This window comes from Aldersonia kunmingensis (assembly GCF_001646865.1).
In the GTDB taxonomy this organism is placed as follows: Bacteria; Actinomycetota; Actinomycetes; order Mycobacteriales; family Mycobacteriaceae; genus Aldersonia; species Aldersonia kunmingensis.
Map to the genome: position 1 here is coordinate 1 of NZ_LRRB01000059.1, position 18,371 is coordinate 18,371.

The window sequence follows — 18,371 nt, forward strand, 5'->3', positions numbered from 1 at the left end:
GTAATTGCGGTCCCAGTTGCTGCCGAGTTTGTGGTCGCGGCCATCCGACAGCGGCGGGAGCGGTGGCTCGGCAGCGTGCAAGACATCACGCGTGTCCTGAGTCTGCAGCCGCCAGCCGGAGGCACGGGCGACCGGTCGCGGCGAACCATCCGGCCCGATCGCGAGCAGCTCCGCACCGACCAGTTCGATCTGGCGGCCCGGCCGGAGGACCTCCGACCGCACCCAGAGGTCACCCTCGACGGGCACGGGACCGAGCAGGTCGACGGCGACCCGGCTCAGTCGGGTGTCCGGGCGTGCTTCGCAACGTTCGAGCGCGCGCACGAGCAGCGCCGACGGCGGCGCACCGTGCTGGATGGTCGCGACCCAGGTGCTGATGGTGAACTCGGTCGCGCGGAACTTCTCGCCGAGCGAGTCATCCGCGTCAATCAGCTCGTAATACGAATCAGCCAACTGGAGCTCCTCCTTAATTCGATTGCGTAGCAGCGTGATTTACGGAAGACCAGCGCCCGGCACACCCACGGTGACGACATCCAGTTGCGCCTTGTCGGTGCCGATCAGGCGTTCCGGATAAGCCTCGGTAGTCGACAGCAGGAACAGGTCGCGACGCTCCGCACCACCGAGCGCGCACGCGATGGCGATGCGCTCGCCGATGTCGATTCGGTCGGTCACCTCTCCGCCCTCGACGATTCGCTCGAACCGGTTGGCCAGCGTGAGCGCGGTCCACACACCACCGTCCGCATCGAGCGCGATGCCGTCCGGTGGGCCCGAGAGGTTGTCTGCGAAGGCGCGGCGATCCGTGAGGCTGCCGTCCGCGCCGATGGTGAAGGCGGTGAGCCGCCGCCCGGTGGACTCGGCGACGATCAACGTCTCGCCATCGGCGGTGATGACCATGCCATTGGGAAAGTCCAGGTCATCCGCGACAACTGTCGCCGGGTTCTCGCCGTCGTCGCCGGGATCGACGCGCACGATCACTCCGCCGCTGCGCGCCTGCGAGCCGATGTACGCACGTCCGTGCACGTCCACGACCATGTCGCCGAGCGCCGCAGGCACGAGACTGGAGAGGTCGGCAGCGGCGGTGACGTTGTCACCGTCATAGCGCAGCAGCTGCCGCGTTTCGGTGGACACGATCAGCAGCGAGCCGTCGGGCCGGAAGCCGAGTCCGGCCGGCCGATGGCCGGGAATCGGCAGTGCGGTCATGGCCCCGGCCATGGTCACCGTGTGCACCGTCTCGCCGAGCAAATCGGAGAACCAGAGCAGTCCTTCGAACCAGCGGGGACCTTCGCCGAAGCAAAAGCCGTTCGCCAAGGGTGTGGGCGTCATCGGGTCCCCTCCGGCTGGTCGCATGCTTTACAAAACACTGCCCAAGTGTCACGCTCGTCGGGTGTTCATGTCAACGATTTCCCCGGCATGCGACATCAATTCCTGCGCACCTGCGACGGCCATCAGTCGGGAGTGACGATGCGGAAGTACCACGAGCACACGCTGCTCTATTTGCACGAGACCATCTCGCTCGGCACCGGTCGCAGCGATGGGTTCGTCGAGGTTTTCACCGACATCTATCAGCCGATGATGTCCGAGCTCGGCGCCCGACTGTTCGCGACGTGGGAGACCACGCCATACAACGGGCACTGGCCGCAGGTGACCGTGATCTGGGAGATCGACAACTTCGCCGACTACAGCCGGATCGGCCGGGCGCAGGCGCGCGGCGGCAGCCACGAAGCGGCCTTCGCGAAATGGTCGATGTACCTGTCCGAGATCGGCGCATCGGGCGAGGGCCGCATCATGTACCCCGGCCCGAGCAACAAGACCTTGGCGCAGCTGCGCGAAGCGAATTTCGGTGCAGGACTGGTGATTCAAGAAATCATGCAGACCAAGCCCGGTAAGCAGGACGATTACATCCGGGAACTCGAGCGGTTGTACGTGCCATGGTCCGAGCGCACCGGGAAGCGCTGGCTCGGCTCCTTCACCACGACCTTCCGGTTCAACGAGGTGATCCATTACTGGGCCCTCGACGGCGACTGGGACTGCTTCGCCGAGCACTACCCGTCGTGGAAGGGTTCCCCGCCCGCCGAGATTGTCACCTGGATGAGTGTCGCTCCCGCGTTGCGCGACGGCTGGGAGGACGCGATCATGCAGGCGCTCCCGCCGTCGCCGCTGCAGTGAAGGTGGTTGCAGTGGAAGAATTTTCATACGACCCGTTCGATTCGGCGGTGATGGCGGACCCGCTGCCCTACTACAAGGTGCTGCGCGATCGCCACCCCGTTTACTACCTGCCCGAGTGGGACACGTACGCGCTGTCCCGATTCGACGACATCTGGCGAGTCCTCGAGGTTGGCGAGGGCACGTTCGTCGCCTCCGAGGGGACGCTGCCGCCAGCCACCACGTTGGCCAAGCACAACGACGGACCGGTGCCGGACCCGCCGTGGCACCCGATGCCGTTCCACGCCGTCTTCGACGCTCCGCTCTACGGAGAAATCCGCCAGGCGCACGGTGCGCCGCTACGGCCGCGGTCGGTCACAAAGATGGAAGAGCGGATCCGCACTCTGGCCAATGAGCGGCTCGACGTCCTGCTGGAGCGGGGCACCTTCGACCTCACCCAGGAGTACGGGGGGATCGTCGCCGCGACGATCGTCTGCGAATTGCTTGGTCTGCCAGAAGAATTGGCCTCGGAAGTGCTTGCCACGGTGAACGCGGGAAGCCTTGCGAAGCCGAAGAGCGGTGTCGATACGTCGACCGCACGACCCGGATACCTCGAATATCTGGTCCCGGTGGTCCAGCGCCGGCGGGCCGATCGCTCGCACGGACCGCTGCCCATCGTGGACGGCCTGATCGACTACCGACTCCCGGACGGCAGTGCGTTCGATGATGTCGAGGCCGCTACCCAACTGCTCGGCATCTTCATCGGTGGCACCGAGACAGTGCCGAAGATCGTCGCCCACGGGCTGTGGGAGCTACAGAATCGGCCGGAGCAGCGGGCAGCGGTGGTCGCCGACCTCGAGGCCAATGTTCCGCTGGCCCGCGACGAGATGATCCGGTACTGCGCACCCGCTCAATGGTTCGCCAGGACCGCCCGCAAGCCGTTCACTTTGCGCGACCACACGATCCAGCCGGGGCAACGCATCATCACCCTGATCGCATCGGCCAACCGGGACGAGCGTGAATACCCGGAGCCGGACGAATTCGTCTGGGACAGAGCGAATATTCGCCAACTCGCGTTCGGGCGCGGGCAGCATTTCTGCATCGGCTTCCACCTCGCGCGGCTCGAAATATCGGTCCTTGTATCGGAATGGCTCAAGCGGGTGCCCGAGTTCGCCGTCGATGAGAAGGGTGCGCAGCGACCCCCGTCGAGTTTCCAGTGGGGCTGGAACAGCGTCCCCGTGGAGGTGTGACATGTGGTCCTACCGACTGGTCGCGCCGTACACATTCGCACGCACCGAGGTACCCGACACCACGGCGGAGCAGCTCGATGATGGGCAGGTGCTGCTTCGCTTCCTCGCGGCCGGGGTGTGCGGCAGCGACCTGCCGGGATTCCGAGGTACGCAGGGCCGGCTGCCCGGTGACACCGGAACGAACGCCGCGGACATGGCCGGATTTCCGATCCACGAGATCGTCGGTGAGGTTCTCGCGACCCGCCATCCCGAGCATCGAGTTGGCGATCGAGTGGTCGGGTGGGCGTCGGGATTCAACGGTCTCCAGGAGTACGTCTCGGCGGATGGTGACGGGCTCGTCGGGTACGACGCGCGCCTCGAGCCCGCGCACGCCGTGGCGCTGCAGCCGCTCGCCTGTGTGCTCTATGCGCTCGAGCAATTGCCCGAGATCGACGGGCGCGATGTCGCTGTCATCGGCCAGGGCTCGATCGGCCTGTTGTTTTCCTATGCCGCGAAAGCCCGAGGCGCGCAGCATGTTACCGGGATCGATCCCATAGAGCGCGCCGATGTCGCGAAGTTGTTCGGAGTCGATACCGCGATACACGCGACAAGTGATCGCTGGGTTCGGCACCTCGCCGTGGAGGACCGCCCAGATGTCGTCATCGAGGCGGTCGGTCACCAGGTCGCGACGCTGAACCATGCGATCGAGGCGGTCGCGCCGGGCGGCACGGTCTTCTATTTCGGGGTCCCCGACGACGACAGCTACCCGATCAGCATGCGAACGATGTTGCGCAACAACCTGACCCTGAAGTCGGGTGTCACCCTCGACCGTCGCAGAGTCCTCGGGCTCGCCGACGAATTCGCCCGCGAACACCCGGGCCTGCTCGCGGACTATGTCACGCATACGTTTGCCGTGAGCGAGACTCAGGACGCGTTCGAGTTGGCAAGCCGCCCGGTCGCGGGCCGCGTGAAGATCGCGATCGTGCCTTGAGCGCGGCGGGTCGTTTCGGCGCTGGATTTGCCGAGCGGGCGACGCTCTGGGGTGGCTGGGTGACCGGGCCGAGTTGGCTCGGACCCGAGGAGTTCGCGAAGGCCGGTTACGACTACGTCGGCTTCGACACCCAGCATGGCTATCTCGACGATGCCGATGTCGCCATGGTGCTGCGGCGGCTCGAGCATGTCCCGATTGCCACGGCGGTGCGCCTGCCGTCGGCGGCACCCGCGCCGATCGGGCGCGTCCTCGACGCGGGTGCCGATGCGGTCGTCATCGCCATGGTCGAATCCGCCGAGCAGGCAGCCCAAGCGGTGGCGGCAACCCGGTACGCGCCGCGGGGCGTGCGCAGTTTCGGTCCATTGCGGGCCGACCTCGGCTATGACATCGACGTGCTCGAGGCGCGCGCCCAGGTTTTCGCGATGGTCGAGACGGCCGTCGGTGTGGCGGCGGTCGGCGAGATTTGCGCCGTCCCGGGCTTGGCGGGTGTTTACGTCGGCCCCGCCGACCTGGCGATAACGCTGGGTGCGAATCCGGTTCGCGCGCTGACGGAACCGACAGTGCTCGATGCGATGGCGCGGATCGAGGTGGCGGTGAGTGCGGCAGGGCTAGTTCTCGGCATCCACGCCGGTAGCGGAGCCGCCGGAAAAGGTCTGGCACAAAGGGGCTATCGAATGATCACGCTTGCGGCGGAATCGCAGGCGCTGCGGCGAGGCGCGGCTGCGCACCTCGCAGAGGCAACCGCAGTGGACAACGAGGCCGTCACGGCGCCGGGTGGATACCAATGACGGTAATCACCTCCACTGAACTGGATTTGCTGCGGGCGGCGACACGAGAGTTGCTTGCCGAGCGCTTCGCCGGCGACACCGAACCGACACCCGACGAGTGGTCCGCGAGTTGGGCTGCGCTGGCCGAACTCGGGGCGTGGTCGACGCTCGAACCGCCGGACGGCTCGTTGGCCGCCGCATGCGTAGTAGCCGAGGAGCTCGGCCGGGCGCTGTATGCGGGACCTGCCGCGGAGACGCTTGCCGCCACGGTGCTGGCCACCCAGCTCGAGCGCGTAGCGCAGTCTGCCGCTTCGGCCGTCTTCATCGGCGGCATCGAGGGTGAACAGATCGTGGCGCCGGCGCCGAACACGTCGGTCATCGCTGCGACCGAGGGCGGGAATCTCGTTGCAGTGCATTTCGACGCGGTCGAGAGCAAGCCGGTAACGACTCTCGACGTCACTCGGACGTTCTCGGCGATTCGCATCGACCCCACGGCACCTCGTGTGGTGACAAACGTCGCGGAGACCGCGAGGGACGCGGCCGCGGTCCGCCGACTGCTCTACTGCGCGGACACCGCGGGAGCGATCACGCGGGTTCTCGACCGCACCGTCGAGTACGCCGGGCAACGAACGACATTCGGCGTACCGATCGGCAAGTACCAGGCAGTGGCGCACCGGCTCGTCGACCACACCATCACGCTGCGTCAGCTTGGGCTGCTCATCGCCGACGCAGGCGCGGCATACGACAACCCCGCCGGCAGCGACGGCGATTTCGCGGACCGCGTTGCCATGGCCGAGACGTTCTGCTGCGACCGTTCCGCCGACCTGCTCAGCGACTGCATTCAGCTCAGCGGCGCGATCGGCTTCACCTGGGAGTACGGGCATCACTTCGCGCTACGGCGCGCGGTGCAGAACACCGTGGTTCTGGGCGGTTCGCGTTCGGCGCGCACTCGGCTCGCCGAGGCCGAATCGTGGGGAAAGGCGACGCGATGACCGCGGACATTGACGAGTTCCGCACACAGGTCCGGAAGTTCATCGAGGCAAATGCTCCAGACGGGACCTGGAGTGACGGCGTTCGAGTGCCGCGTGACGCGGAAACCGAACGGCGAGTGCGTGATTGGTACGTGGCGCTGTTCGAGGTTGGCTACATCGGCGGCGGCTGGCCGGAACGGCACGGCGGCCGTGCCGGTCACACGCCGCGCCACGACGCGGTCGTGATGGAGGAAATCGTCCGCGCTCGCGTGCCGCGCCCGATCGATCAGGTGCTGCTCGCCGCGCATCTGATCATCACGTTCGGCACCGATGAACAGCACCAGCGCTACCTGCCGCGGATCCGTTCAGCCAAGGACATCTGGTGCCAGCTCTTCAGCGAGCCCGGTGTCGGCAGTGACCTCGCGCGGTTGACCACGAAGGCGATCCGGCTGCCCGACGGAAACTTTCGCGTCGACGGGCAGAAGGTGTGGACGACCGATGGCCAGTGGGCTCAGGGAGGTGTGCTGCTCGCGCGAACGGACTCCGCAGCGAAACCGCATGCCGGACTGACGGTGTTCCTGCTCGATATGAGTACACCGGGCGTCGACGTTCGGCCGATCCGCGAAATGACCGGCTCGGCCGAGTTCTGCGAGGTCTATCTCGACGATGTCATCGTTCCCGAGACGCAGGTGCTCGGCGAAGTCAACCGCGGTTGGGGCGTGGTCAATTCGGGGCTCGCATCGGAACGCGCCTACGTCGGCGCGAACGCGGTGATGCTCGACCTGCTATTCGATGACCTCATCGAGCTGGCGCAGTACATCGAGTTACCCGGCGGGACCAGCGCCATCGAGGATCCGGTCATCCGCGACGGGATCGCCGGAATCCGCGCGAGGGTGGGCGCGGTCGCGCTCATCGCCGCCGAAGCGGTGGAGAAGCTGGGCACCGGTACCGACGACCCCGCCGACGGCCTGATCGCCAAGCTCGCCTATACCGAGTTGAACGTGGCCATGTGTGCCCACGCCATGACGATTCTGTCCGCGGGAGTGCTGCGCCCCGAAGGCGAGCCCGTGCATGCGCGTTGGCGACAGGCATTTCTGTGGTCGCGCGCGCTCACCATCTCGGGGGGCTCATCGGAGATCGTGCGCAATGTGTTGGCGACGCAGCTACTAGGGCTGCCCAGGTCGTGGTGAGGACGATGACCGATTACGAACGAATCCGCGATCTGCTGGCCGGGTACGCGCTGCTGCTCGACGCCGACGATATCGACGGTTGCCTCGAATTATTCACCGACGACGCCGAATTCGCGGTATTCGGCAGGGTGCTCGGCGGGCGCGAAAAGATCCGCCGGATGCTGACCGGCGCTCCGCGCGGCGTGCATCTCACCGGTGCGCAGCTGATCGAGGTGCGTGACCACACGGCGACCGCTCGGACCCAGTTGCTGTTCGTGGACGCGGGCACCCACGAAATGCGACCGGCCTTGTACGACGACGAATTGGTAGTCACCGATGGCGCTTGGCGTTTCCGGCGAAGGCAGTGCCGATTCATCACCACCGAGGGACTGCGCGACACCCCGCAGGAGCGTGTGCTGTGAACGCGGAAGACAACCGGGTAGCGCTCGTCACGGGCGCCGCGCGCGGGCAGGGCGCTGCGATTGTGACGCAACTGCTTGCCGACGGGTTTCGGGTCGCGGCCTGCGACGTGCTCGTCGATGAAATGAAGGACAGTGTTGCAGCGCACAATGATTCGCGGGTCATCGCGATACCGCTCGATGTCACCAGCGAGGAGCAGTGGGCTGCTGCGGTGCGTCGAACGGTCGACGAGTTCGGTGCGCTGACCGGGCTGGTCAACAACGCAGGCGTGCTGCATCGTGCCTCGATCGCGGACGAAACCGTCGCCGGGTTCGAGGGCAGCTGGCGAGTAAATTGCCTTGGTCCCTTCCTCGGGACGCGCGCGGCATTGGACGAACTACGCCGCGCAGAGAGCGGCGCCATCGTCAACACGAGCAGCACTAGCGCGGTGCGACCGTTCCCGAACCACACCGCCTACGGTTCGGCGAAATGGGCGCTGCGCGGGCTGACCCAGATCACCGCGGCCGAATTGGCGCCGTCGGGCATCCGCGTCAACGCTGTCATTCCCGGAGCGGTCGACACACCCATGCTGGACGAGTCGGTCATCGCGGGACTCGCGGCACGGGCCGTGGCGGGACGGATAGCCAGTCCAGTCGAGATCGCGGACGCGGTCGCCTTTTTGCTCTCCGATCGCGCGAAGTTCATCAACGGCGCGGAACTCGTAATCGACGGTGGCCAGTCGCTGCAAATCGGCTGACCAACCACTATCCCGGACCACACTGATACGGAGGCTCGAATGATCGGTGCAGGCGGCAAAACCCTGTCGGTGGGCATTATCGGCGCCGGCCCCGGTGGCCTTGCGCTGGGAATCTTTCTGCGCAAGGCAGGGTTTCGCGACTTCACTATCTTCGACCGCGAGGACGGCGTCGGCGGCACCTGGCGGATCAACCACTACCCCGGCCTCGCGTGCGATGTGAAGTCGCACCTTTACTCGTTCTCTTTCGACCTGAATGCGAACTGGTCGCGATTGTGGTCCGGGCAGGCGGAGATCCTCGAGTACTTCGAGCGGTGCGCCGACCGCTATGAACTCGGCAAGCATTTGCGACTGAATACCGAAATCACCTCGGCAGCCTGGGATTCCGTCAGCGAAACATGGCTGTTGACCACGAGCGCCGGAGCTGAGCACCGCTTCGATGTCGTGATCTCCGCTGTGGGACTGTTTACCCAGCCGGTGATGCCAGACCTCGTCGAGGAGGAGCCGTTCACCGGCACTCTGATGCACTCGTCGCGGTGGGACGATTCGGTGCAGATCGAAGGGGCCCGGGTCGCGGTATTGGGCACCGGTTCCACTGCTGCACAGGTAATTCCGGAGCTTGCGAAGGTAGCCGAGCAGGTCTACTCGGTGCAGCGATCGCCCACCTGGATCCTGCCGAAGCCGGACCGGCCCTACACCGACCGAGAGCGGTGGGTCTTTGCCAACGTGCCGTTCGCGAAGAAGTACTACCGAACTCGACTGTGGCTCACGAGCGAACAGAACATCGGGGTGATCGAGCACGGCAGCGACAAGACGCAGGCGTTCAAGGGCGTTGCGGAGCGAATGCTGGCGAGGACGGTCGCGGACGAGGAACTGCGACAGCGACTGACACCGGAGCACCCGCTTGGCTGCAAGCGGTTGGTGTTCTCCTCGGATTTCATCAAGGCGCTCACCCGGCCGAATGTCGAGGTCGTGTCCAGTCCGGCCCGAGTACTGCGGGCCCGCTCGCTGGTCACGGCGGACGGTACCGAACGTGAGGTCGACGTCGTGGTGTGCGCGACCGGCTACGCGGCCGCCGACTATCTCGGCGAGATCGACGTGCGCGGCGAGGGCGGTGCGGCACTGCACGACGTCTGGCGTGACGGTGCCTTCGCGTACCTGGGCATGGCGGTACCGGGATTCCCGAACTTCTTCATGCTCTACGGCCCGAACACGAATGTGGGGTCGAACAGCGTCATCTTCGTGCTCGAGGCTCAGGCGCGCTACATCGTCCGGGCGCTGCGCCATATGCGCCGCCGCCGCAAAACGTATGTCGCCGTCCGGCCGGAGGCGATGGCGGAGTTCGGCCGCAAGATCGACAAGTGGATGGTCGGCACCGTGTGGACGACGCGGTGCAGCAGCTACTTCCGGAGCGCCAACGGCAGAGTCGTGACGCAATGGCCGCGCAGCGCGCGGGCGTTCTGGGGCATGACACGTAGATTCCGGCCCGCGGACTATTACCTCGAGGCGGCGCCGGCGCAGCCCGGCGAGACGACGTGGACACCGCAAACACACTCGATCATGACGGGATAGCGACATGGACACCACCGATGTGCTGGCGCGGCTCGATCCGGCGCTCGTGCACCTTGCCGCAGCGCGGACCAACCTGTCGACGGAACTCATTCCAGCCATACGGGATTCGATCAATCTCCGTCGACGAGAGGGTGTGGCCGCGATCTCTGCGACCGGCGTCCGGATCGAGGATGCCGTCGTCCCCGGTTCGGGAGAGATCCGGGTGCGGATCTACCGCGGTGGTCCGGCACCCGCTCCGGCCGTGCTCTACCTGCACTCAGGGGCCTTCGTACTGGGCAATCTCGACACCGATCACCGGCAGTGCGTGGAACTCGCACGCCGCGCGGAGTGCACCGTCGTGTCGGTCGACTATCGCCTGGCCCCGGAGCACCCGTTCCCCGCTGCACTCGACGACGCGATCGACACGCTGAACTGGATTGCCGCGGAAGCAGAGTCGCTTGGCATCGATGCGGGCCGCATAGCGGTGGCAGGCAACAGCGCCGGCGGCGCGCTGGCAGCGCTGTTGGCTCAACAGTCCACGGACGGGTCGGTTCCGTCGCTCGTGTTTCAGCTGCTGCATCAACCGGTGCTCGATGACCGGCCCATGCCGTCCAAGGAGGAATTCGATATCACGCCCGGATTCGACGGTCCGGCAACCGAACTCATGTGGCAGCACTATCTGCACGACACCCGGCCGAGTGACGCGTCGGTTCCCGGTCGCCGCGAGGAACTGGCCGGATTGCCGCGAGCCTTTGTGTCCTGCTCCGAGCTCGATCCGCTGCGCGACGAGGCGATCGACTACGCCGTGCGGCTGCTGATGGCAGGTGTCGCGACGGATCTCCATGTGTTCGCGGGTACCTGCCACGGATTCGATTCGCTGGTTCCCGGGTGGGAAACAAGCGAGCGGCTATTCGAGATGCAGGGCACCGCGCTGCGGGCGGCGCTGCATTCGAGCAACCTTGCGGTGCACATACCCGCGTGATGCAGTGATTCCATGCAGTTGAATCAGGTGACGATCGGAGCGACGGACCTCGAGCGCGCCGAACACTTCTACACGCTGCTGGGCCTGCACTTGATCGTTCGCGACGACGACTATCTGCGATTCGAATGCCCGACGGGAGGCAGTACCTTTTCCGTCGAACGAGTTCCGGCGGTCAGCGCAAACGAGCAGGTAAGCGTCTATTTCGAAACCGACCACCTCGACAGCGAATGCGAGCGTCTGCGGGAAGCTGGTGTCGTCTTCAGTCTGCCGCCCACCGATATGCCGTGGCTCTGGCGCGAAGCCCGACTCCATGACCCCGAGGGCCACAATCTCGTCCTCTTCCATGCCGGGGACAACCGCCGAAATCCGCCCTGGCGACTGACGGACGCCTAGTGCCGGACGGGCTGAAGGTCAGTTCGCTGCCGCGACGAGTGCGTCGAGTTCACGCGCGATTGCCTCATGGTAGGAGTCGATATGTGCGGGGTTGACGGTCCGGAACCAGCCGTCAGGGAACGGCGCGTGCTTGTACGTCTCTAGGGCCATCGACCGCGTGAACAGCGTGACTCCTTCACCCGGCTCGGTGAACTGATAGGTAATCGTCATCCGGCCTTCGCGGCCGCCATTGCCATCGCGGTCGTGCGCGAGGCGGCCAACGGAGTTGAACACGAACATGCGTGGCCGCATGGCAATTGCGCAGTGCCAACTGAAGATCCGATCCCCATCGGGGCCGGCTTCCTCCCACGTGTCGCCCACCTGCAGCGGCCGGTCGGGAACGTTCCCGACATGGACGCTGTTCGGATAGGTTTTGGTCCAGTTCGCCGGGTTGGTGACGAAGTCGTAGATCGTCTCGGCCGAGTGAGTGAACGCGGTGGACGAACTCGTGGTGACGATACCCAACGTAAATCCCTTTCAGACTTCGTGCGTTGAATCGGCGCGAACACTGCTGTCGCGCAGGCCTTCCCGTAGCGCGGCGACGGTGTCGAGGTCGTCGAGTGCCGCGACCGTGCGGTCGAGTCCGGTGAGTGCGATCTCCTCGTCCTGCATTCCACCGAGTCCAGCCGTGATCAGCGCGGCGACAAAGGCGTAGGACGCGGCCTGGCGATAGCGATAGCGCAGTTCGTCGTAGTCGAACAGTGGGCCGCCCGCGGCGGAGAGAGCGTGCCGGTATCGCTCGAGCAGATCACGCTCGTGCGCTCGCCGATCGACTGTGGTCATCCCGGTAACCAGCGTGTATGCCAAGTCTCGGGTGGGGTGACCGCGCCGAACCGCCTGCCAGTCGAGCAGGCCGACCCGGTCACCGCGGATATAGCAGTTGCCGGGGTGCGCGTCACCGTGCAGGACGGTGTGCGGCGCGGCGTCGATCAGCCGAGCCACCGGGATGTAGTTGTCGATGATGAAGCGGCCGGTCTCGATCGGGATCGGGGTCTTCCCGGACAGGCTCTTCACCGATCGCCGCATCATCGAACCGACGAGCGGGACGCTCGGGTCTGCCGATCCGGCATGCAACCAGCCGAGTGGCGCACCGGCGTGTCCCTCCGCCGGCAACCGGCCCCAGAAGGTGCCATGCACGTGCGCGAGTGTGTCCACTAGTTGTGCCGCCCGATTCGGATCGAGCGGGTGCACAGTGTCGGGGAATTCGCAGCCAAGGACCGCGAGATCCTCCAGCACGATGACGAATCGCCCTGTGGCGGAGTCGAATGCGGACCCGTGCATGCGCGGAACGCCTTCAAGCTCACCGGAGAGTTCGGTGTAAAAGCGCACTTCGGTCTCGGCAAGCCGAGCGAGTTCGCCGATGAATCGGTTACCGAGCGTCTTGGCCGTCACCTTCACGAACACTGTGCTCGGCACGCCTTCACCAGTGAGTGCCAGTCGGGCATGCGTGGTTGTACCGGCGGTGCCGCCGAGCCGGGTCACCGAGGCGACCGGTCGCCGCAGTATCTCCGACAGCGTCGTGGCGTCGAGATCTTCCACCCCGCGCGGGAACGCCCGCGCGCCGCGTAGCACGCCGTCGGTGGCGATCCGTGCCGCGCCGCGGCCAAGATGAGCGGCCAGTGCGACCAGCGGAACGGCCCGCTCCCGGGCACGCGCGGCCATCGATCCGGATCCGGCGTTAGCGCTCAAATCGACCACCCTTTCGACGCAAACCCAACCTTTACAGATCGGGTCATAAATGTCACGCTAGGTTCTGCGCCGAACCGGGCGCTAAGACGACTGCGGAAGGGTGTCGCGGTGACGATTTCGAAGGTGAATTTCGATCCGTTCTCCGAGGATTACTTCAACGATCCGCACGAGACGTACCGGCGCCTTCGGGACGAAGCGCCCCTTTTCTACAGCGAGCAATACGACTTCTATGCGCTGAGCCGGCACGAGGATGTCGCGGCCGCGTTCAAGGACTTCGAGACCTTTTCCTCGGCTGACGGCATCACGCTGGCGGACTTCCAGGAGGACCGCCCGCCCAATCAACCCTCGATCATCATGATGGATCCGCCCGACCACCGGCAGTTGCGCAGCCTGGTCAACAAGGTGTTCACTCCGCGCGCGATCCAGGCTCAAGAGCCGCTGGTCCGTCAGTTGGTTGGCCACTACCTGTCGCAGGTCGATCCGGCCGGCTTCGACGCCGTAGCGGATTTCTCGGCGCTGTTCCCGGTCGAAGTCATCACCACGATGCTCGGCGTGCCGGAGGAGCACCACCAGAACATTCGGACCTGGCTGGACGTCAGCTTGACGCGCCAGCCGGGCGAAATCGGCGTGAGCCAGGCGGGCCTCGACGCGATGATCCAGACGGCGATGGTCTACTTCGGCGTCATCGGAGACCGTCGCGCAGAGCCGCGCGACGACATGATTTCCCGATTGATCTCCACCGAGGTCGAACGCGACGACGGAGGGTCGAAGACCCTCGATGACATCGAGATCGCGGGCTTCGCGACACTGCTCGGCGGTGCCGGTGCGGAGACGGTGACCAAGCTCGTCGGCTCCGCAGTGGTCCTATTCGCGCGCCATCCAGATCAGTGGGCACAGTTGCTCGCGGATCGATCCCTTATCCCGTCCGCCATCGAAGAAGTGCTGCGCTATGCCGCGCCCGCGCAGTACGCCATGCGATCGACCCGCCGCGACGTCGAACTGCACGGCACGACGATTCCGGCCGGGAAGCCGGTCATGCTGATCGAGGCGTCGGCCAACCGTGACGAGCGGGCGTTCACCGACGCCGACCGCTTCGATATCAGTCGCGACCGTTCGCAGGCGCAGAACCTCGGGTTTGGCTACGGCATCCACAGTTGCCTCGGCGCGGCCCTTGCGCGGATGGAAAGTGCGATCGCATTCGAGCATCTGCTCGATTTCATGCCGGAATACGAGGTCGACTTCGACAACCTGCGTCGCGTGAATATGACCAGCGTTGCCGGCTATTCGAATGTCCCTGTCCACGTGCGACGTTGAGCCGCTAAACCGCGAACACGTACCCGCAAACCGTGACCACCCTTCGAACGAAACGGGAATCGATGCCTGCGCAAACCATCGAACTGGCCACCGCCCGGCAGGTCCGCCGCAACGGCGCGAGCCGTGCTGCTCACCGGCTCGACGTGATCGCCCACGATGTCGCGGAGGTGATCTCCTCAGCGGGCGGAACCCTCTTCGATCGGGCGCTCGGTGGCTGGGAAGTCTGCGTCTACACCGCTGACGCAGAAGGCTCCCGGGCGCTGCGCATTCTCGGCGTGACCGGGTTGCCGTTCGAGCAGGGCATCGCGTCCGCCGGTCGGGGCCCACAGGCACTCGCGGTGTCGGCTGCCGCGCTGGCAACCGACGAACGGGTGCGCGATTACCTCTCGGCCGTGCTCGAGCTCGGCGATATCGAGGTGACGATCTTCGGCGAGGGGCTTCCCACGATGCGGACCGCAGCGGGTCCGGCTCTTCGTCGAATGAGCTTGGCGGCGAAGGCTTTCAAGGGCCACGCCCTCGACGCCGCGGCAATTCCGCACGGCGACATCGAGCGCGAGGAGTACTTCGCGGCGGAGTGTATCGGCTTCTAGTCCCGGACCGACCTGCCCGCAGTTAGTCGCGGACCCTGTCCCTGCGGAACGGAATACCGTCCTCATCGACGGGCACGGCGAAGTCGACCTGCCGGCGAGCGTTGGACAACGTGGTCACGACGCACGTGCCGAGGGGGCCGCACCGGTCGTAGATGGTGGCCGTGCCGATCGAAATCCCGTCGGCAGCAATCGCATTGTCGGCCCGCAGCCCGATCTCGTGTCCGATGGGTAGCCGCGACAGGGTGAGCGTCATATCAGTGTTGATATAGCCGGCGCCCTGAGAACCCCAGTGGCATACGTGGTTGGTGGTATCGCCGACCAAGGCCGCGTGCTGGAATGGTGAAAGCGGTTCGCCCGCAATGAGGGCAGGCATGCTCTGCCACGAAGTCTTGCGATCCGCGTTCTGGTTTGCGGCGAAGTCATGTGTCCAGTCGCGATCACCGCTCTTGAACAGTGGGGGCGATCCCTCGGGCGACATCAGACCCTCCGCCGTGGCTCACCGCCAGTTCTTCCGCGACGAGCTGATCGCCATTCCGGCTGAGAAAACTGACCACGCCCACTCGACTCTCCCTAAGTCCGCCAACGCAATTGACGATATCGGTCGACCGTACTCGCGCACCGATCCGCCGCGAACACGAGCTAGCGGCTTACGACCGAGACTTCGTACTCTCGTTTGTCAGCTCTCGCATCTCTGCAATCGCTTGGCCGGCCGACGGCGCGTTGTCCGGATCGATGAGCGACTGAACCATCAGCCCGATCAGGATCGCCAGCGGGATCGAGCCGCCCATTTCGCCGCGTGCTCGGCGCTGTCCCTCGGCCAGTCGGGTGCGCAGTTCGTCATTGCGCTGGGCAGCGACGATCGCTTCGAGTTGAGACAGCCACAGCGCCTTGTCGGATGTGAAGGACTCGATCAGCGTGCGCCAGCGATCAGCCGCCGCGGCCGACTGGCCATCGGGCGCCATCCTGGCGTCGAGCTCGTCGAGTTCCTCAACGAGCGCCTCGACGAGCAGGCGTTCGCGGCTGCCGAAGTGGTAGCCGATGGCGGCATGACTGACACCCGCGCTGGCGGCGATGTCGCGCACCGTCGTGTTCGACCAGCCGCGTTCGACGAGGCACTGCTTGGCGCCGCGCAGCAAGTCCTCCCGGTTTCCCATGGTCAAAGGCTACTGCACGAATTGCACAGATGGTTTGACCATATGGATTGACCATTTGGTCAAGATGCCGCTACGGTGGGAATCGATGGTCGGCCGAACCGACCGCCTTGCCCTTCAGGAGGACAGCCATGACACATCAAGTTCTCGAGCGCGTTGAAGAGGTCGCCGCGAAACTGGCATCGACTGCCGAGGAAACCGAAGGTCTCGGCAAGCTCTGCGACGAAAGCGTGGCGCTGATCCGTCAGGCCGGCGTGATGCGGATGCTGCAGCCGACCGACTTCGGCGGCTACGCCGCGCACCCTCGCGACTTCGCCGAATCGGTCATGGCGGTGGCCGCCCAATGCGGTTCGACCGGTTGGGTGTGTGGCGTCGGCGGAGTGCATCCGTGGGAGATGGCGCTGATGGACCGCCGCCTACAAGACGAAGTGTGGGGCGAGGATCCCGATACCTGGATCGCCTCCCCGTACGCGGCCCAGGGCATCGCTACGCCCGTCGACGGCGGTTATGTCCTGACCGGCAAATGGAATTTCTCCTCCGGCACCGATCATTGCGACTGGATCTTCCTGGGCGCGCTCGTCGGCGCCGCGGACGGGTCTCCGGCCGAGCCGCGGCAGATGCTGCATGTGGTGTTGCCGCGCACCGACTACACGATCGTCGACGACTCGTGGGATGTCATCGGTCTGTCGGGCACCGGAAGCAAGGACATCATTGTCGACCGCGCCTTTGTGCCGTCTTATCGGACGATCGATCCCGGCCAACTGGAGTCGGGTGATCCAGAGCAGCGCGGCCGCGACGAAACGCTGTACAAGCTGCCGTTCTGGGCAATGTTCCCGCTGGGAATTACCGCCGCGGTCATCGGTATCACTGAGGGGGCACTCGCTGCCCATCTCAACTATCAGCGCGACCGTGTCGCAGCGACCGGCACCAGAATCAAGGACGACCCCTACGTCCTCTATGCAATCTCGGACGCCGCGTCCGAAATCGCGGCGTCCCGAACGCAATTGCTTGCCGGGATCAGTCGCCTGTACGACCGGGCAGATGCCGGAAAACCCATTACCTTCGAAGACCGGGCGGTGGTGCGGCGGGACCAGATTCGCTGTGCGTGGCGCGCCGTCTCCGCTGCGGATGAGATCTTCGCCAGGTCAGGTGGTAACGCCGCACGCAAAACCAATCCCCTACAACGCTTTTGGCGCGACGCGCACGTTGGATTGGGGCACGCGATTCATGTCCCTGGAACGATCTACCATTCAACGGCTCTCACCACCATGGACATCGATCCGCCGGCACGCCTTCGCGCCATGATCTGACGCAGACATGCCTGTGCTCGACTGGAATGGAAATGGCCGGCAACAACAGCCGATTCGCGTGTTGTTGCCGGCCATTCCACGTGCGCCAGTCGAACTACTTCAAGCAGCTACCGGCGTCGACGGGCATCGTGAGTCCGGTGATGTAGCGCGACTCGTCCGAGGCGAGGAACAGCACTGCGTTGCTGATGTCCTCCGGCTCGACCCACGGGATCGGCAGGGTGTGGAACATCTGGCAGATCGGCGCCATGTCCTCGGGGCCCGGGTTCTCCAGGTCCGGACGGAACATCGCGAAAGTGCCCTCGTTCAGCAGCATCGGCGTGCCCACATGCGTCGGGTGAATCGAGTTGCAGCGGATCATCTCCTGGCCCAACTCGACCGCGAAGGTGCGCATGAGGCCGACAACGCCGTGCTTGGCGGCGATGTACTGACCGCAGTGCGGGTAGGCCTTCAGGCCGCCGACCGAGCTGGTGAGGATGATCGAACCGCCGCGTCCACCCGCGCGGATGTGCGGAACGGCAGCCTTGACCGACTTCCACACACCGGTCAGGTTGGTGTCGATCATGACCTGGAAGTCTTCTTCGGGCGTCTTGTCCAGCGGTTCGCCACCATTGCCGATACCGGCATTGGCAACGACGATGTCGAGGCGACCGAGCTGATCCACACCCGCGTCAACCGCGCTCTTGAGTGCGTCGTAGTCGCGTACGTCCACCTCGGCGTGGTAGATCCGGCGGTCGAGAGCCTTGACCAGCTCCACGGTCTGCGCCAGATCGTCCGGAGTGGAAGCTGGAATCGCGCTGTCCACCACCGGCTTACAGATGTCGACCGCAATGATGTCGGCACCCTCCGCGGCCAGCTTGAGTGCGTGGCTGCGGCCCTGGCCGCGGGCCGCACCCGTGATGAACGCGACCTTGCCCTCTACACGTCCCGTCATTG

21 protein-coding genes are annotated in these 18,371 nt (G+C 65.4%); 14 read left to right on the forward strand and 7 right to left on the reverse strand.

Annotation, left to right across the window (positions count from 1 at the left end):
* Together A8G08_RS04250 and A8G08_RS04255 are read right to left on the reverse strand one after the other, a co-directional pair.
* On the reverse strand, window positions 1–450 hold a 450-nt coding region (locus A8G08_RS04250; protein WP_187344429.1), incomplete at its 3' end, for an acyl-CoA thioesterase domain-containing protein.
* 39 nt (window positions 451–489) lie between these two features.
* The gene (locus A8G08_RS04255; protein WP_068270572.1) at window positions 490–1,320 is read right to left on the reverse strand and encodes an SMP-30/gluconolactonase/LRE family protein; all 831 of its coding nucleotides are present in this window, start codon (window positions 1,318–1,320) and stop codon (window positions 490–492) included.
* A 138-nt stretch (window positions 1,321–1,458) separates the two neighbouring features.
* Here A8G08_RS04255 and A8G08_RS04260 point away from each other — a divergent pair, with 138 nt between their 5' ends.
* Genes A8G08_RS04260 through A8G08_RS04310 form a run of 11 tightly spaced genes read left to right on the forward strand, consistent with a single transcriptional unit; the run spans window position 1,459 to window position 11,345 of the window.
* Window positions 1,459–2,163, forward strand: a complete 705-nt coding sequence (locus tag A8G08_RS04260) for an NIPSNAP family protein (RefSeq protein WP_068270672.1) — start codon at window positions 1,459–1,461, stop codon at window positions 2,161–2,163.
* Window positions 2,164–2,213: 50 nt separating this feature from the next.
* Window positions 2,214–3,389, forward strand: coding sequence for a cytochrome P450 (locus A8G08_RS04265; protein ID WP_084435941.1), 1,176 nt, complete (start codon window positions 2,214–2,216; stop codon window positions 3,387–3,389).
* Between the two features lies 1 nt (window position 3,390).
* Entirely contained in the window at window positions 3,391–4,359 is a 969-nt protein-coding gene (locus tag A8G08_RS04270) for a zinc-binding dehydrogenase (RefSeq protein ID WP_068270573.1), read from the forward strand.
* Entirely contained in the window at window positions 4,356–5,147 is a 792-nt protein-coding gene (locus tag A8G08_RS04275; protein ID WP_068270575.1) for an HpcH/HpaI aldolase family protein, read from the forward strand. The genes A8G08_RS04270 and A8G08_RS04275 overlap by 4 nt, the downstream gene beginning before the upstream one ends.
* A complete protein-coding gene (locus A8G08_RS04280) occupies window positions 5,144–6,118 on the forward strand; it encodes an acyl-CoA dehydrogenase family protein (RefSeq protein WP_068270577.1) in 975 nt (324 codons plus the stop codon). Before A8G08_RS04275 ends, A8G08_RS04280 begins: the two co-directional genes overlap by 4 nt.
* On the forward strand, window positions 6,115–7,287 hold the full coding sequence (locus A8G08_RS04285) for an acyl-CoA dehydrogenase family protein (RefSeq protein ID WP_068270676.1): 1,173 nt from the start codon (window positions 6,115–6,117) through the stop codon (window positions 7,285–7,287). Before A8G08_RS04280 ends, A8G08_RS04285 begins: the two co-directional genes overlap by 4 nt.
* Before the next feature lie 5 nt (window positions 7,288–7,292).
* Window positions 7,293–7,688: a nuclear transport factor 2 family protein gene (locus tag A8G08_RS04290; protein WP_084435938.1), complete on the forward strand. Its 396-nt coding sequence runs from the start codon at window positions 7,293–7,295 to the stop codon at window positions 7,686–7,688.
* The gene (locus A8G08_RS04295) at window positions 7,685–8,422 is read left to right on the forward strand and encodes an SDR family NAD(P)-dependent oxidoreductase (protein WP_068270582.1); all 738 of its coding nucleotides are present in this window, start codon (window positions 7,685–7,687) and stop codon (window positions 8,420–8,422) included. Before A8G08_RS04290 ends, A8G08_RS04295 begins: the two co-directional genes overlap by 4 nt.
* Window positions 8,423–8,461: 39 nt before the next feature.
* Window positions 8,462–9,991 carry a flavin-containing monooxygenase gene (locus A8G08_RS04300; RefSeq protein WP_068270584.1) on the forward strand — a complete coding sequence of 510 codons (1,530 nt, stop codon included), beginning with the start codon at window positions 8,462–8,464 and terminating at the stop codon, window positions 9,989–9,991.
* A gap of 4 nt (window positions 9,992–9,995) precedes the next feature.
* The gene (locus tag A8G08_RS04305; RefSeq protein ID WP_068270586.1) at window positions 9,996–10,952 is read left to right on the forward strand and encodes an alpha/beta hydrolase; all 957 of its coding nucleotides are present in this window, start codon (window positions 9,996–9,998) and stop codon (window positions 10,950–10,952) included.
* Between the two features lie 12 nt (window positions 10,953–10,964).
* The gene (locus A8G08_RS04310; protein ID WP_068270588.1) at window positions 10,965–11,345 is read left to right on the forward strand and encodes a VOC family protein; all 381 of its coding nucleotides are present in this window, start codon (window positions 10,965–10,967) and stop codon (window positions 11,343–11,345) included.
* Between the two features lie 18 nt (window positions 11,346–11,363).
* Here A8G08_RS04310 and A8G08_RS04315 read toward each other — a convergent pair whose 3' ends face one another.
* Both A8G08_RS04315 and A8G08_RS04320 read right to left on the reverse strand, forming a co-directional pair.
* Window positions 11,364–11,849 (reverse strand): SRPBCC family protein, encoded by a 486-nt coding sequence (locus tag A8G08_RS04315; RefSeq protein ID WP_068270591.1) that lies wholly within the window; start codon window positions 11,847–11,849, stop codon window positions 11,364–11,366.
* Between the two features lie 12 nt (window positions 11,850–11,861).
* Window positions 11,862–13,046: a phosphotransferase family protein gene (locus A8G08_RS04320; RefSeq protein WP_068270593.1), complete on the reverse strand. Its 1,185-nt coding sequence runs from the start codon at window positions 13,044–13,046 to the stop codon at window positions 11,862–11,864.
* A gap of 135 nt (window positions 13,047–13,181) precedes the next feature.
* Here A8G08_RS04320 and A8G08_RS04325 point away from each other — a divergent pair, with 135 nt between their 5' ends.
* Both A8G08_RS04325 and A8G08_RS04330 read left to right on the forward strand, forming a co-directional pair.
* The gene (locus tag A8G08_RS04325) at window positions 13,182–14,387 is read left to right on the forward strand and encodes a cytochrome P450 (protein ID WP_068270596.1); all 1,206 of its coding nucleotides are present in this window, start codon (window positions 13,182–13,184) and stop codon (window positions 14,385–14,387) included.
* Window positions 14,388–14,449: 62 nt separating this feature from the next.
* Window positions 14,450–14,977 (forward strand): hypothetical protein, encoded by a 528-nt coding sequence (locus A8G08_RS04330; protein ID WP_068270599.1) that lies wholly within the window; start codon window positions 14,450–14,452, stop codon window positions 14,975–14,977.
* A gap of 22 nt (window positions 14,978–14,999) precedes the next feature.
* Here the strand turns inward: A8G08_RS04330 and A8G08_RS04335 are convergent, their stop codons facing one another.
* Together A8G08_RS04335 and A8G08_RS04340 are read right to left on the reverse strand one after the other, a co-directional pair.
* The gene (locus A8G08_RS04335; protein ID WP_169823261.1) at window positions 15,000–15,455 is read right to left on the reverse strand and encodes a thioesterase family protein; all 456 of its coding nucleotides are present in this window, start codon (window positions 15,453–15,455) and stop codon (window positions 15,000–15,002) included.
* A 169-nt stretch (window positions 15,456–15,624) separates the two neighbouring features.
* Window positions 15,625–16,131: a TetR/AcrR family transcriptional regulator gene (locus A8G08_RS04340; protein ID WP_068270600.1), complete on the reverse strand. Its 507-nt coding sequence runs from the start codon at window positions 16,129–16,131 to the stop codon at window positions 15,625–15,627.
* 128 nt (window positions 16,132–16,259) lie between these two features.
* Between A8G08_RS04340 and A8G08_RS04345 the strand changes: the two genes are divergently transcribed.
* On the forward strand, window positions 16,260–17,438 hold the full coding sequence (locus A8G08_RS04345; RefSeq protein WP_068270602.1) for an acyl-CoA dehydrogenase family protein: 1,179 nt from the start codon (window positions 16,260–16,262) through the stop codon (window positions 17,436–17,438).
* Window positions 17,439–17,532: 94 nt separating this feature from the next.
* Here the strand turns inward: A8G08_RS04345 and A8G08_RS04350 are convergent, their stop codons facing one another.
* Window positions 17,533–18,369, reverse strand: coding sequence for a mycofactocin-coupled SDR family oxidoreductase (locus A8G08_RS04350; RefSeq protein WP_068270604.1), 837 nt, complete (start codon window positions 18,367–18,369; stop codon window positions 17,533–17,535).
* Window positions 18,370–18,371: the final 2 nt, after the last annotated feature.